We start from the raw sequence: 14,127 nt of genomic DNA, 5'->3' as shown, positions 1-14,127 counted from the left end.
GGCGGCCGGCAAGCCGGCCGCCGCCATATCGAGCGACTTACAGGTAATCCAGCGTGTACTGCACCGAGGTGCTGACGTTGCCGGGAGTCGCCGCGCCACCCTTGGCCACGTAGGCGGCGTAGAAGGTGAAGCTCGGGTTGCCGCTCAGGTTGGCGGCCGTCACGCCCTGCGCGCCGGGACCCTTGGACAGGTCCAGCTTGCCAGTCGTGTCGGCAGTCTTGGACAGCATGACCGCCACGTTGGTGGCGAAGCCGGCACCGCTCTTGTTGTTGAGATAACCGGTGCTCAGGTCGGTGGTCGGACCCTGCTCGAAGTACGGGCGCACCTGGGTGATGGCGGGCGTGTCGCTGCCGGCGGCGCAGCCGCTGAGGGCGATGGTCACTGCGGTGTAGCCGGTGGCGTCACCGGCAGTGGCCAGATCCGTCGTCTGCACGGTGGGCAGGGTGACGGTGGCATTGCTGTTACCGCTGCCGTTGACGGAGATGGAGCAGCTGGCCGAGGTGATACGGCCACTGATGGTGATGGTGCCGGTGCCAGGCTGCGCGGCCTGGGCGCCGGACGCGATGCCGAGGCTGGCGATCAGGGCTGCGGTGAGAAGGCGCTTGGACATGCTGGTTCCTCTGGAAGTGGGTTGGTGCGACTGACTCAGGTGATCGGGTGCGGTGCAGGCCCTGCGAACTTTCCGAGCTGTCGTCCGCGGCATCGCCAACAAGCAAGGGCCTGTGTGGCTGTGACGGACTTCGCAAATCCTGTGCCAACTGGCGCAACATTTCGCCAAATGGTTGGCGCGAAAGGACTTGCGTCAAAAACCCGCCGCTCCCGGTGCGACGTGGCGTTCCCTCTGCGATGGACCCCCCAGTCCCGGGATTGCCCCTGTGCGTCACATGTTTCACATTGTGATCACAATCACATTTTGATCACTCAAGGCGTGCGTGGCAAGGCCGATATACCCGCCAATGTAAAGTGTGCTTGACACTCGCCCGGGGCGGATCTAGGCTGTCTGTCAAGTTTGCTTGACAGGTCTGCCGCGCGACGGGCAGGTCGGGGAGGGGAATCCACACATGCCGCGCTTCAACGAAACACGCTACCGCCGGCAGTTGTCGGTCGCGATGGTGGTCTACATGGCCGCGATGCTGCTGGTCTGGCCGCTAAGCCGGACCGCCGCCACTGTGCCGCTCAAGGTGATGCTGGCGGTGGTGCCGGTGCTGCCGATGCTGTTCGTGATCGCCCTGATGGCCAGGCGCATCGGCGCCAGCGACGAGTTCGAACAGCGTGTGCATCTGGTGGCGCTCGGTGCCGCCACCGCCCTGCTCGGCGCGCTCAGCCTGGTGGCCGGCTTCCTGGCCGCGGCAGGGGTGCTGGCGTTGGACGGCAGCATCCTGATCTGGGTGTTCCCGGTGCTGATGTTCAGTTACGCCGCCGCCCGCTGGTGGGTGCTGGTCCGCCACTTCGGTACCCGCGCCACGTGCGAGGGCACCAGCCCGGCCCGCCAGCTGCTGCTGCTGGTGGGCTTGGCGGCGATGGTGCTGGCGGTAGCCTGGTGGCGCGGTCGGCTCGGCGGCTACGAGGTGGGCCTGCTGGTCGGAATGGCGCCCGCCGCGCTGCTCCTGCTGGTGCTGTGGCTGCGGCGCCGGCTCGGCTCCACCGGTGCCGGGGACTGAAGCCATGGGCCTGCGCCCGGTCCACCAGCGGTACCTCCGCCGGTTCCTGCCGGCGATGGCCGGCTATTGCGCGCTGATCGCGCTGTACGGGGGGCTGGTGCCGCACACCCCGAGCACCGCGCTGCGCGCCCTGCTGGCGCTCCTGCCGATGCTGCCGATCGTGCTGGCGATGCGCGCGATCGCACTGGTGATCCGCGAACAGGATGAACTGGAGCGGCTGATCGACCTGCAGGCGCTGGCCGCCGCCGCCGTGCTCACCGCCTGCGGCTTCCTCAGCCTGGGCCTGCTGATCAGCGCGGACGTGATCGGGGGCATGCCCGCCGAACTGGTGGCACTGCTGGTGCTGCCGTGCTTCTTCGCCGCCTTCGGGCTGGCCAAGCTGGTGGTGTGGCTCAGGCTGCAGCGCCGATGAAGAACCACGTCCGCGATCTGCGCGGCGAGCAGGGCTGGTCGCAGGCGGACCTGGCCGAGCGGCTGGACGTCTCGCGCCAGACCGTCAACGCCATCGAGACCGGCAAGTACGACCCCAGCCTGCCGCTCGCCTTCAAGATCGCGCGGCTGTTCGGGCGGGCGATCGAAAACATTTTCGAACCGGACTGAAGGACAGGACCTCGGGACGATGGAAAGGCACACCCGCAACTACCTGCTCGCCGTACGCCTGCCCCTGGGGGTGCTGCTGGTGGCGATGGCTCTCTATGCCGTGTCGCTGCACCAGCTGGGTCCGGCCGGCCGTGCCACTGCGCTGGCGGTGCTGATGGCCTGTTACGTCTGGACCGGCTGGACGGAGTTCCAGCAGATCCGCCGCATGGACGAGATGCGTCGCCGGCTGGAGATGGAGGCGATGGTGCTGGCGTTCATCGGCGGCACCGGCGTGATCCTGCTGCTGTATTTCGTGCGCGTCTCGAAACTGGCCGACGTGCCGTTCGCGGTGGCGCCGCTCTCGCTGTGGGGCTGCTATGTGCTGGCGCATCTGTGGGCCAGGCTGCGCTACCGCTACTGGGCGCTGTAGGGAGGCCGCGTGAAACACCGGACCGCTGTCATCGTCGCCGCACTGCTGCTGTTTGTGTGCGCACGAATGCCCGGCTGGTCGGGGGCGGACTCGCGGGCGCTGCCGGCCGAGCGCGTGGCCACGCGAGTCGAGCCGCGCACGGAGCGGAGCGGCCTGCACGTCGAATGGGAGCCCGCGTCGCGCGTGTGGCGCGGGCCGGAAAACATCTGTGGGACGGGAAGGGAGCTGAGGACATGGCATTGAAACCGCGCACGGTGTTGCGCATCGTGGTGGTCGCCGTCGGGCTCGGCCTGTTGGCGTGGAAGCAGTTCCACCCACACGCCCCGGCGATGCCCGGGAACGACGCGGTCGCCGCGGCCAAACCGCAGGCCGCAGCCAGGCCACGCACCTGGAAACTCGGCCGGCTCACCCTGACCGCCTGCGAACTGGGCCGTCCCGACAGCGGCCTGACCACTGCGGCCTGGTGCGCGCCCTTCGAGGTGCCGGAGAATCGCGCCGACCCGCATGGCCGCAAGATCACCCTGAACCTGGCGGTGATCCGCTCAGAAGCGCAGGTGCCGGCCGGGGACATGCTGGTGTTTCTCGCCGGCGGCCCCGGCCAGGCGGCCACCGAGAGCTGGTCGACGGTGGCGCCGGCCCTCGACGGGTTGCTCGCCCATCGCGACGTGCTGCTGATCGACCAGCGCGGCACCGGCAAGTCCCATCCGCTGGAGTGCAAGGCCGTCGAGAAGGCCACGCAGGCGACGCAGGGCTTGCCTTTCGACGCCCAGCGGTTGCGCGAGCAGACCACGCAGTGCCTGAAGGAAATCGAAGCCAAGGCCGATCCGCGCTTCTACACCACCACCGCGGCGGTGGCCGACCTGGAAGATGCGCGCCAGGCGCTGGGCGTGGCGAGTTTCGACCTGGTCGGCGTGTCCTACGGCACGCGGATGGCGCAGCAGTACGCCATGCATCATCCGCATGCCGTGCGCAGCCTGGTGCTGGACGGCGTGGTACCGAACTCGCTGGTGCTGGGCGAGGACTTCGCACGCAACCTGGAGGACGCGCTCAAGGCGCAGTTCGCGCGCTGCACCGCCGAGCCGGCGTGCAAGACGCACTTCGGCGACCCGTACCAGACCCTCTACCAGCTGCGCGATGCGCTGCGCGCCAACCCCCACAAGGTCAGCTTCCGCGATCCGCAGACCTACCAGAGCGTCGAGCGCACGCTCAGCGACGACGCGCTGGCCAGCGTGGTGCGCCTGTTTGCCTACTCGCCGGTGACCGCGGCGCTGCTGCCGCTCTCGATCGATGCGGCCGCCCATGGTGACGTCGGTCCGCTGCTGGGCCAGGCCAAGTTGATCACCGGCGACCTCGCCGACAGCATGAACAGCGGCATGCAGTTCTCGGTGTTCTGCAGCGAGGACGCCGACCTGCTCAAGGCGCGGCCGCAGGACGCCGACACCATCCTGGGCACGCGCATGGTCGACACGCTGCAGGCGGTGTGCTCGGTCTGGCCCCGTGGCGATCGTCCGGCCGACTTCCACCAGCCGTTGCAGGCGTCCATCCCGACGCTGCTGCTATCGGGCCAGTACGACCCGGTCACGCCGCCGCGGTATGGCGAGGAAGTGCTCTCGCACCTGTCCAACGCCCGCCATCTGGTGCTCAAGGGCCAGGGCCACAACGTCATCGGCGCCGGCTGCGCGCCCACGCTGGTCAAGCACTTCATCGAGGACATCGACCCCAGGAAGCTGGACGCCGGCTGCCTGGACCGCCTGCAGCCGACCCCGCTGTTCATCGACTTCAACGGAGCGACCCCATGATCGAGGTCAAGGACCTGCACAAGGCGTTCGGTGCGGTGAAAGCCGTCGACGGCGTCAGCTTCAGCGCCCGCGACGGCGAGATCACCGGCCTGCTCGGCCCCAACGGCGCCGGCAAGACCACCACCCTGCGCATGCTCTACACGCTGATGAAACCCGACCGCGGCCAGGTGCTGGTCGACGGGGTCGATGCGGCCGCCGACGCGCTCGCCGTGCGGCGTCAACTGGGCGTGCTGCCGGACGCGCGCGGCCTGTACAAGCGCCTGACCGCGCGCGAGAACATCGACTACTTCGCGCACCTGCAGGGCTTGCCGGAGGACGAACTGCGCAGCCGCCGCGAGGCGCTGATCGAGGCGCTGGACATGGCCGACATCGCCGACCGACGCACCGAGGGATTCTCCCAGGGCCAGCGCGTGAAGACCGCGATCGCCCGTGCGCTGGTGCACGACCCGCGCAACGTGATCCTGGACGAGCCGACCAACGGGCTGGACGTGATGGCCACCCGCGCACTGCGCCAGTTCATGCTGAAGCTCAAGGCCGAAGGCCGGTGCGTGCTGTTCTCCAGCCACATCATGCAGGAGGTGGCGGCGCTGTGCGATCGCATCGTGGTGATCGCGCACGGCCGCGTGGTGGCCGACGAGACGCCCGATGCGCTGCGCGCGCAGACCGGCGAGGCGAACCTGGAGGAAGCCTTCGTGAAACTGATCGGCACCGATGAGGGACTGGCCGCATGAACAGGATGGAAGCCCACCCGCTGCGTCGCAGCCGCGCGTTCCTTACGGTGTTCCTGAAGGAAGTCCGCGAGAACCTGCGCGACCGTCGCACGCTCACCAGCGCCTTCCTGACCGGTCCGCTGCTGACGCCGCTGCTGTTCACGATGCTGATCAGCTTCACGGTGAACCGCGAGCTGGACAAGGCCGAGCAGCCGCTCAAGGTACCGGTGATCGGCGCGCAGTACGCGCCCAACCTGCTCGGCGCGCTGAAGGCCGGCGGCGTGGTCCCGCAGCCGGCCGTGGCGAACCCCGAGCAGGTCGTGCGCGACCAGCAGGCCGACCTGGTGCTGCGCATTTCCGCCGGCTACCCGAAGGCCTGGCGCAAGGGCGAGCCGGTACAGGTGGAGGTGATCTACGACTCCTCGCAGCGCGACGCCAGCACACCGGTCGAGCGCGTCACCAGGCTGGTGGAGAACTACTCCCGCCAGCAGGGCGCGATGCGGCTGGTCGCGCGCGGCCTCTCGCCGGCGCTGGCCTCACCGGTGCTCGTGGCCAAGCGCGACCAGGCCACCGCGCAGTCGCGTGCGGTGCTGATGTTCAACATGCTGCCGTACCTGTTCGTGCTGACCATCTTCATCGGCGGCATGTACCTGGCGATCGACCTGACCGCCGGCGAGCGCGAGCGGCAGTCGCTGGAGCCCTTGTTCGCCAACCCGGTGCCGCGCTGGAAGGTGTTCCTCGGCAAGCTCGCGGCGATCTGCGCGTTCTCCACCGCCAGCCTGGTGATCTGTCTGGTCGCGTTTTCCGTGGTCGGCCGCTTCATTCCGACCGAGAAGCTCGGCATGGAAGTGCGGCTTGGACCGTCCTTCGCGCTGCACGTGCTGCTGCTGCAGCTCCCGCTGATCGTGCTGCTGGGCGCGCTGCAATCGCTGGTCGCGGCGTTTGCCAAGAGCTACCGCGAAGCGCAGACCTACCTGTCGCTGCTGATGATGGTGCCGATCCTGCCGAGCATCTTCCTGATGGTGATGCCGATCAAACCGCAGGACTGGATGTATGCCGTGCCGCTGCTGGGGCAGCATCTGGGGATCATCGACCTGGTGCGCGGCGACGGCGTGGGTGCCGTGCCGCTGGCGCTGTGCCTGGCGGGTACCTCGCTCGCCGCCCTCGTCGCCGCGCTGGTGACCATGCAGCTCTACCGGTCCGAGCGGCTGGCCATTTCCGGCTGATCGAGCGCCACCCGTCCGCTCCCCGATGGGAATGGGCGGGTGGCGCCGGCACCTCATCCGTGCGGTCGCTTGCGCCATGCCTGCGCGACCATCGCCCAGGGATGGAAGACGAAGCTCAGGGTGTGTCGCCCTGGCGGCATGCACACCGCGCGGAACATGCCATTGGCGCGATGGATCGCCACCGCTCGTCCGTCGATGTCGGCCTGCCAGCCGGGGAAATCCAGGTCGCCCAGTACCAGCCAGCCGGCCGCCGGGGCCTGGGCATCAATGCTTACCCGGGTGGGTGTGGCCTGCACATTGCCGATCGCCACCCGCGCGTGGCACGTCGCAGCGGCGTCAGCGGCTGCGGTGCGGTCGGCCGCATCACGTGGCGTCAGCCACAAGGTGTCGCGGAAATCGGTGCGTTCCCAGCGGCCAGGCGCCGGCCTGCGGGCGGCCGATAGCGCGTGCACCGGAGTGAGGACACGCGGGTAGGCAAAGGCATTGCGCCACACATCGGTGGAGCCGTCGGAAAACGCAAGTGCATAGCCCTGCGGCGGTGTCCACGCATCGTCGCGGTGGCGAGCGACCAGGTATCTCACACTGAGCAGGTCGCTGAGCTTGCTCGCCGGCGAGCGATTGAAAGGCGTGGCGACCCGTGGCAACGAGCCATGCTCCCTGGCACCGTACCATTGCTGGTAAAGCGCGTAGTGAAGCGGGTTGTAGCCCTGCGTCGATGGGATATCCGCCATCACCACGAGGTTGTCCCACAGCGGACCGCCGTCGAGATTCTCCACGCGGTCCTTCAGCTGGCCGGGCGGCCGGGCCAGGGCGTGCGCAACGAACTGCGCGGCGGGGTTGGGACGGAAGTCGCGCGCTTTGTCGTGGCCCTGGTTGAACGTCCCGTTGAGGTTGAAGCTGCGGTAGTCGGCCACCAGCACCACGAGCAGCCAGACGATGGTGTGCCAGGTGCCACGGGGTTGCCGGAGCTTCCACAGGGCCAGGCCGGCCACGATGGCGCCAAACAGGGTGGCACCCTGCCACCGCACCCCCGTGCCACGCATGTGCAGGCTGGCCAGGACCAGCCACAGCATCGCGATAGCGAGCAGCAACGTGACATGGCGGCGGGAGTCCAGCCGGAAATGGGTGGCAGCCAGTCCGACCAGCACGCTGACCGCCAGATTGAGCAGATAGGCGGCGTCGGAGGGGCGGCGAAGATGCTGCATGCCGGGCAGCCAGGCGTACAACAAGCCGTAGACCGGCGTGTGTAAACCGAGCATGTAGAGCGTGGCGAGCAGGGCGACGGCCGCGAAGAACAGTATCTGCCGCCGCTGGCTACCCTGGCGCCACGCACCGGCGAGACCAGCCAGCAGCAGGGTAGGTACGGCGCCCAGGTAGAAGTACCCCTCCACCCGACTGGCCGGTCCGTCGTAGCTGCCGCGCAGCGCATGCAGCGCGTTCGGGTCGAGCAGTGTCAGGAAGGCTTTGAAGCTCAGTGAGGCATTGCCTGAGGCGGCGAGCGGCAGCGCCGCGCGGTTGGACAGAGTGAGATACGCCCAACTGAAAATCAGCTGCGGCAGCGCCATGCCCGCCGCCAGCACCACCGCGAGCAACGTGCCACCGATCCACCGCCGGCGCTCATCCGGGCTGTAGCCCGGCCAGCGCCGGACGACCGCGACCAGCGCGTAGCCGCTCACCATCAGGGCGAACAGATAGGTCACTTGCACCAGGTGGGTGGCAAACGCGCCGGCCACCAGGCCGAGCACGGCGCCGCGTTGCCAGCCGGGCCGGTCCATAAGGCGCTGCAGCGTGAAGAGGATCGGCGGCACGTAGGCATACGCCAATACGATCGGCGTGTGTTCCAGACGCGAGGCAGCCACGCCTCCGGCCATGAACACCGTCGCCCCCATCAGCGCGCCGAAGGCATTGGCCCCTTTGCGCTGCAGGAAGGCGAGCATGCCCGCCGCACCCAGCAGCAGATGGAGCAGCACGCCCCAGGTGAACCAGGTGACGCCCGGATCCGCGGGCAACAGCATCCAGGCCATCAGCAGTGGCGAAAACAGCATCCCTTGCGGGTCGGCAATCTGCGGAAAGCCGGAGTAGATGTACGGGTTCCACCACGGCGCCAGGCCGTGGTGGAGACTGTGCGCGTTGAAGTAGACGGTCGGGAAGAACTCGTCCATGGCGTCCCACGGAACGACCCGTACGCCCAGCAAAAGCGGGAGGTTGAGCAGCAGCCAGACCAGGCCGAGCAGGTAGTACGGGCGAAGGGGTTCGTGCCGCATGGATCGTCCTTGCAGGGCGGGCCGGCGCGGGTGCGCAATCGATGTGCCGGACCGCCGGTCCCGTTGGTGTCCTACTGGCCTCGCTCGACGGTGGCAGGCACCGCCGGCACCGGTTGGCTGTCCGACGGCCGGCGCACCAGCTTGCCCTGCTTGAACAGTTCGGCGGCCACCTGGTAGTAGGCGGTGGCGTCGTCGATGTCACCGGGGTTGCGCGGCAGCGCGGGGCGGGCGTCGCCGTTGGTGAAATCCGGGTGGAACTGCTCGACCTTCTTCTGGGGTTCCAGGATCGTCAGCAGATCGCCACGCAGATAGCCGAGCTTCTCGTAGGTGGCGGGGAAGGCCCGCTCGCGTCCGGCCGGCAGCTTGAAGATGTCGTAGCCGAAGAAGCGGCTGCGGTAGCTGAAGTCGAGCAGCCCCAGCAGGGTCGGCGGGATGTCGATCTGGCTCATGAAGCGATGCACCCGCCGCGGCGTGATGTGGCCGGGGGCGTAGATCCACAGCGGGATGTGGTAGCGGTTCACCGGCAGGCTGGTCTTGCCTGCGCTGGAGGCGTCGTGGTCGGCGGTGATCACGAACACCGTGTCGCGGAAGTATGGCCGCTTGCGCGCGCGTTCGATGAAGTCGGCGATCGACCAGTCGGTATACGCCACCGCGCCTTCGCGCGTGCCGTTGCGCTGCTTCACGCGCCCGGCCGGGAAGGTGAAGGGGCGATGGTTCGAGGTGGTCATGATGTGCAGGAAGAACGGCTTGCCATCGCCGTGGATCTTGTCCATCTCGCCCAGCGCCAGCGTGTAAAGGTCCTCGTCGGCCACGCCCCACACGTTCTCGCTGTGGATGGTCGCCCCCTTGGGGATGTCCTTGCGGTCCACCGGGGTGTAGCCGTTGTGGCCGAAGAAGTAGTTCATGTTGTCGAAGTAGCCGTAGCCACCGTAGACGAACTCCGAGACGTACCCGCGATCGTTGAAGATGTCCGCGAGCGAGAACAGGTTCTCGTTGTGGTGCATCTTCAGTACCGAGTCGCCGGGCGTGGGCGGGATCGACAGCGACAGCGCCTCCAGCCCGCGCACCGTGCGCGTGCCGTTGGCATAGACGTTGTCGAAGAACAGGCTGTCGTTGGCCAGCGCGTCCAGGTGCGGGGTGATCTCGCCGTGGCTGGCGCCGAAGGTCTTGAGGAAGTCGGCCGAGAGGCTTTCCACGCTGATCAGCACGACGTTGAGATGCTTCTCCGGACCGGGGTTGCGGATCGCGCGGGTCAGGTCGTGGGCGTCGTCGCTGAGGTAGGTCGCATCGGGCGTCTGGAGCGACGAGCGGACCCGCCCGAACGCCACGTCATCGGGCAGGGTGCGGTAGAAGCGCGCGTAATCCAGATGGTTGCTGCGGAAGGCGGCGAAGAACTGGTAGATGCCGTTGCCGGCCAGCTCGTTGACGTACATGTTCTCGCTGCGGTCCTTCAGGGTGCCGCTGACAGCGAACACCGAGACCACGGTCAGGACCAGCCAGCCCAGGACGACCTTGCCGCGCCGCAGGAAGCGGCTGCCGGTGTCGCGCGTGCGCAGCCAGCGCCGGCCCAGCCACACGATCGCCAGCGCCAGCAGTCCGATCAGGCTCATCCACAGGCCGATCGGGTAGGACTCGCGGATATTGCCGATCACCTCGGTGGTGTAGACCAGGTAGTCGACGGCGATGAAGTTGAAGCGCACGCCGAATTCGCCCCAGAACACGAACTCGGAGGCGGCCACGAACAGCAGCCCGTACATCAGCAGGAAGGCGAGCAGGTAGAGCAGGCCCTGCCCCACGCGCGACACGTAGATTCGTCGCGGCACCAGCCACAGGAACAGCAGCAACGGCCAGGCCACGTAGAGCAGCGTGACCAGGTCATAGCAGGCGCCGACGCCGAAGGCGTAGAGCCAGTACAGCGGACTGGCGGGCACGCCCGGGCCGGTCATCGCCAGCAACACGATACGGGTGACGGCACCGATCAGCAGGTAGGTGACGCCCAGCCACCACAGCGGGCGGAAGCGTTGGCGGAGGGGATGCTCGGTCGTGTCGATCAAGGGCATGGTGTGGTTCGCATCTGGAGTGCAACAGGTCTTTATACAGGGTCGCGCTTGGCCGGCGCTTAGGATCGGGCCCGCGGCGGGACTTCGGGCCTGCTCACGCCGCAGGCGCGGGGAAGCTCAGGGGGCGGCGGGTTTGGGCACCGCGGCGATCGCCGCCACGCGCGCCTTTTCCATCGCTTCGCCGATCGCCGGGCCGGCCAGGCCGCGTGCGAGGAATTCCGCGGCGCCGACGGACGTGGCGGCTTCCCGCGCCGCGCGCAGGAACGCCGCCTGCGGATAGGGCGCGTCGGCCCGCCCCAGCCGCCCGCGCTTGTCCGCCTCGCAGACGGTGAGGAACGTGGCCAGCCGCTGTGGCCGGCGCAGCGCGTCGAGCCGCGCCAGCAGCCGCAACACCGTGGCCGGCCGCAGCTCCAGTGCGCGGTGTGCATTGAGATGCTCGCGACAGACCAGCTCGGCCAGCGCAGCATGCTCGGCCGGCACTTTCAGCCGCGCGGCCAGTGCCCGCAGCGGTGCCACGCCGGCATGTTCGTGTCCGATGTGGCTGGGCAGCACGTCCGCCGGCGTGCGCGCCTTGCCCAGGTCGTGGCAGAGCGCACAGAAGCCGACCAGGTCGTCGCCGGGCGCCAGGCGCGCGGCCATGTCCAGCACCAGCTCCAGGTGCACCCCGGTGTCGACTTCCGGGTGGTACTCGGGCCGCTGCGGGACGCCATACAGCGCGTCCACCTCGGGAAACAGCACCGCCAGCGCGCCCGCTTCACGCAGCACGCGCAGGAACGCCGACGGCTGCGGCTCGGCCAGTGCGCGGCGGGTCTCCGCCCAGACGCGCTCGGGAACCAGGTGGTCGACCTCGCCGTCGACGACCATCGCGCGCATCAGCGCCATGGTTTCCCCGGCGACGTGGAAGCCCAGCGGCGCAAAGCGTGCGGCGAAGCGTGCCACGCGCAGGAGCCGCACGGGATCCTCGACGAACGCCGGCGAAACGTGGCGCAGCACGCGCTGCTCGATGTCGCGCTGGCCGTGGAACGGGTCGACCAGGTGGCCCTCCTCGTCCTGCGCGATGGCGTTGATCGTGAGGTCGCGCCGCGCAAGGTCCTCCTCGAGCGTCACCCCGGGATCGGCGTGGAAGGCGAAGCCGTGGTAGCCATGCCCGGTCTTGCGCTCGGTGCGCGCCAGTGCGTACTCCTCGCCCGTGTCCGGGTGCAGGAACACCGGGAAATCCTTGCCTACCGGCTTGTAGCCCTGCGCCAGCATCGCCGCCGGCGTCGCGCCCACCACCACGTGGTCATGGTCGACCACCGGGCGGCCGAGCAACCGGTCGCGCACCGCGCCGCCGACCAGGTAGCGGCGCATGTCAGCGCGTCGCGCCGGTGCTGGCGACGGCGCTGGCCGGCGCCGCACTGGGGCAGGTGACATCCTTGCGCGGCGTCTGGACGTCCGGAAGGCTGTACGGCTGGCCGATCGAGGGCATCCGCGATGCCAGCGGCAGGGCCTTGCCGGACAGGCGCCAGTCGTAGATCACGGCGAAGGCCATCACGCGCGCCACGTAGTCACGGGTCTCATGGTATGGAATGGTCGCCACGAACAGGTCCGGGGGCAAGTTGCCGCGTTCGTCGAGCCATTCGTCGACCTTGTTCGGTCCGGCGTTGTAGGCGGCGCTGGCCAGCCACGGCGCACCGTTGAAGCGCGCGGCCATCTGCGCCAGGTAGCGGGTGCCGAGCATGATGTTGACGGCCGGGTCGTACAGCGACTCGCCGCCGCTCCAGGCCAGGCCGTTCTGTCTGGCCACGCGCGCGGCGGTGCCTGGCAGCAGCTGCATCAGGCCGCGCGCATCGGCACCCGAGTGGGCGTCGCTCATCCAGGCACTTTCGGCGCGGGCGATGGCGTAGGCCCAGGACGGATCGATACCGGCCTGCTGCGCCTGCGGCACCACGCCGTCCTGGCTGGCCAGCGGGAAGCGCTGGTCGTAGTAGCGCAGGGCATCGCCGCTCGAATAGGTGAACACCGCGCGGTCATACCAGCCACGCTCGTAAGCCAGCCGGGCGGCAATGCGCAGGGTGGCCGCGTCGGCTCCGCCGAGCGCACGCGACCATTCGCGCCGGGCCAGCTGGGGCAGGTCCACCGCGAACAGCTCGAAGGCGCGCTGCAGGCCCGGCCTGGCCAGCAGCGCCTGCTCGCGCTGCCCGTCGTCGGGCGGATCCAGCGGGCAGATCGCGTAATCGTCCTGCACGCGGTCGGCGGCCAGGAAGCCATAGTAGGTCGGTTCCTGCGCCAGCCTGGCGTAGAGCGCATCGGCCTGGTCCGGGTGCCCGGTGGCGGCCAGCGCGCGGGCGCGGAAGTAGCGCCACTCGTCTTCGTCCTGCTGACCGGCGGACATGGCGTCGATGGCGGCCAGCACGGCGGGCCAGTCCTGCCGCGCGAGCGCCACGCGGGCGCGCCACTCGCGGCTGGTGTCGGTCTGTACGTCGGCGGGCAGGGCGGCCAGGCGGGCCAGCGCATGGTCGTCGAAGTCGGTGGCGTGGAACAGCGCCAGCGCGTAGCGGATACGGTCGCGCTGCTGCGGGGTGAAGGTGAAGCGCGGGGCCAGCCGCTGCCAGCCCGCGTCGGCCGCGTCGGTGTCGCGCCGGGCCAGACGCTGGATCGCCAGGGCGGCGGCCTGGCGATGGCGCGGCGTGTCGGGCCAGTTGACCGCGTCGGCGATCGCGCCGGCCGGATTGCGCAACGCCTGCGCCAGCCGCGCCGCCGCTTTGCCTTCCCCGCCCGGCAGCCACGCCGCCAGCGCGGCGACGGTGCCGCCCTGGCCGGCGTCGACCGCGCGGTCGATCCGCGCCCAGAGCCGGGCGTCGGTGAGCAGGCCGGCCGCGTGCGCGGCGTCGAGCACGCGGTCGCAGGCACCCGGCAGGGCGGGGCTGTCCCACAGCGCGGCCAGGTCATGCGCGAAGTCGAGCGTGCCGCCCTGCGCGAGCTTCGCCTGTAGCGCGTCGCAGGCGAGCGTGTCGCCCAGGCCGGGTTGGTACAGCGCCAGGAAGGCGTCCCAGTGCTGCTGTTGCGCCTGACTGAGCAGCCAGGCGCGGCGCAGGTCGGCGGCGGGCAGCAGGTCAGGGTAGCGGGCGAGGAAATCGGCCACGGTGGCGCGGTCCAGCGTGTCCACGTCGTGCTCGAGCGCGGCTTCCTCCAGGTAGAGATACAGCGGGTAGTCGGTCAGCCCCTTGGCCCAGCTGCGCCAGCCGTCGCCGCCCTGCTGCGCGACGGCCCAGGCCTGCTTGAAGGCGACGCGCTGGTCGGCCAGCGAGGGCGCGGCGCGCACCGACGCCACGAGGCAGAGCCAGGCGGCCAGGGTGAACAGGAGGTGCGACAAGGGACGACGCGCGCGGGCGGTCGGGGAGGCGTTCGGGGTCATC

Annotated in this window: 12 protein-coding genes; 7 read left to right on the top strand and 5 right to left on the bottom strand. The window is 69.3% G+C overall.

Annotated elements, in window-relative coordinates; genetic code table 11:
• Window positions 1-37: 37 nt before the first annotated feature.
• Entirely contained in the window at window positions 38-610 is a 573-nt protein-coding gene (locus VFH59_RS09715; protein WP_325164692.1) for a fimbrial protein, read from the bottom strand.
• 451 nt (window positions 611-1,061) lie between these two features.
• Between VFH59_RS09715 and VFH59_RS09710 the strand changes: the two genes are divergently transcribed.
• The 7 genes from VFH59_RS09710 (at window position 1,062) to VFH59_RS09680 (ending at window position 6,405) form a co-directional block, all read left to right on the top strand.
• Window positions 1,062-1,661, top strand: a complete 600-nt coding sequence (locus tag VFH59_RS09710; protein ID WP_325164691.1) for a hypothetical protein — start codon at window positions 1,062-1,064, stop codon at window positions 1,659-1,661.
• A 4-nt stretch (window positions 1,662-1,665) separates the two neighbouring features.
• The gene (locus tag VFH59_RS09705; protein ID WP_325164690.1) at window positions 1,666-2,073 is read left to right on the top strand and encodes a hypothetical protein; all 408 of its coding nucleotides are present in this window, start codon (window positions 1,666-1,668) and stop codon (window positions 2,071-2,073) included.
• Window positions 2,070-2,261, top strand: coding sequence for a helix-turn-helix transcriptional regulator (locus VFH59_RS09700; RefSeq protein WP_325164689.1), 192 nt, complete (start codon window positions 2,070-2,072; stop codon window positions 2,259-2,261). The genes VFH59_RS09705 and VFH59_RS09700 overlap by 4 nt, the downstream gene beginning before the upstream one ends.
• Window positions 2,262-2,280: 19 nt before the next feature.
• Window positions 2,281-2,670 carry a hypothetical protein gene (locus VFH59_RS09695; RefSeq protein WP_325164688.1) on the top strand — a complete coding sequence of 130 codons (390 nt, stop codon included), beginning with the start codon at window positions 2,281-2,283 and terminating at the stop codon, window positions 2,668-2,670.
• Window positions 2,671-2,903: 233 nt separating this feature from the next.
• Entirely contained in the window at window positions 2,904-4,469 is a 1,566-nt protein-coding gene (locus tag VFH59_RS09690; RefSeq protein WP_325164687.1) for an alpha/beta fold hydrolase, read from the top strand.
• The gene (locus VFH59_RS09685; RefSeq protein WP_325164686.1) at window positions 4,466-5,200 is read left to right on the top strand and encodes an ATP-binding cassette domain-containing protein; all 735 of its coding nucleotides are present in this window, start codon (window positions 4,466-4,468) and stop codon (window positions 5,198-5,200) included. Before VFH59_RS09690 ends, VFH59_RS09685 begins: the two co-directional genes overlap by 4 nt.
• Complete coding sequence (locus VFH59_RS09680; protein ID WP_325164685.1) at window positions 5,197-6,405, top strand: ABC transporter permease; 1,209 nt, start codon at window positions 5,197-5,199, stop codon at window positions 6,403-6,405. The genes VFH59_RS09685 and VFH59_RS09680 overlap by 4 nt, the downstream gene beginning before the upstream one ends.
• 53 nt (window positions 6,406-6,458) lie before the next feature.
• Here VFH59_RS09680 and VFH59_RS09675 read toward each other — a convergent pair whose 3' ends face one another.
• From VFH59_RS09675 to VFH59_RS09660, 4 genes are all read right to left on the bottom strand, one after another.
• Window positions 6,459-8,669, bottom strand: coding sequence for a hypothetical protein (locus VFH59_RS09675; protein ID WP_325164684.1), 2,211 nt, complete (start codon window positions 8,667-8,669; stop codon window positions 6,459-6,461).
• A gap of 71 nt (window positions 8,670-8,740) precedes the next feature.
• Window positions 8,741-10,729 carry an LTA synthase family protein gene (locus tag VFH59_RS09670; RefSeq protein WP_325164683.1) on the bottom strand — a complete coding sequence of 663 codons (1,989 nt, stop codon included), beginning with the start codon at window positions 10,727-10,729 and terminating at the stop codon, window positions 8,741-8,743.
• 117 nt (window positions 10,730-10,846) lie between these two features.
• The gene (locus VFH59_RS09665; RefSeq protein ID WP_325164682.1) at window positions 10,847-12,079 is read right to left on the bottom strand and encodes a multifunctional CCA addition/repair protein; all 1,233 of its coding nucleotides are present in this window, start codon (window positions 12,077-12,079) and stop codon (window positions 10,847-10,849) included.
• 1 nt (window position 12,080) lies between these two features.
• Window positions 12,081-14,126, bottom strand: a complete 2,046-nt coding sequence (locus VFH59_RS09660) for a transglycosylase SLT domain-containing protein (RefSeq protein ID WP_325164681.1) — start codon at window positions 14,124-14,126, stop codon at window positions 12,081-12,083.
• Between the last annotated feature and the right edge of the window lies 1 nt (window position 14,127).

The organism is Frateuria sp., assembly GCF_035695185.1.
In the GTDB taxonomy this organism is placed as follows: domain Bacteria; phylum Pseudomonadota; class Gammaproteobacteria; order Xanthomonadales; family Rhodanobacteraceae; genus Frateuria_A.
This window is presented reverse-complemented; position numbering and strand designations above follow the sequence as displayed.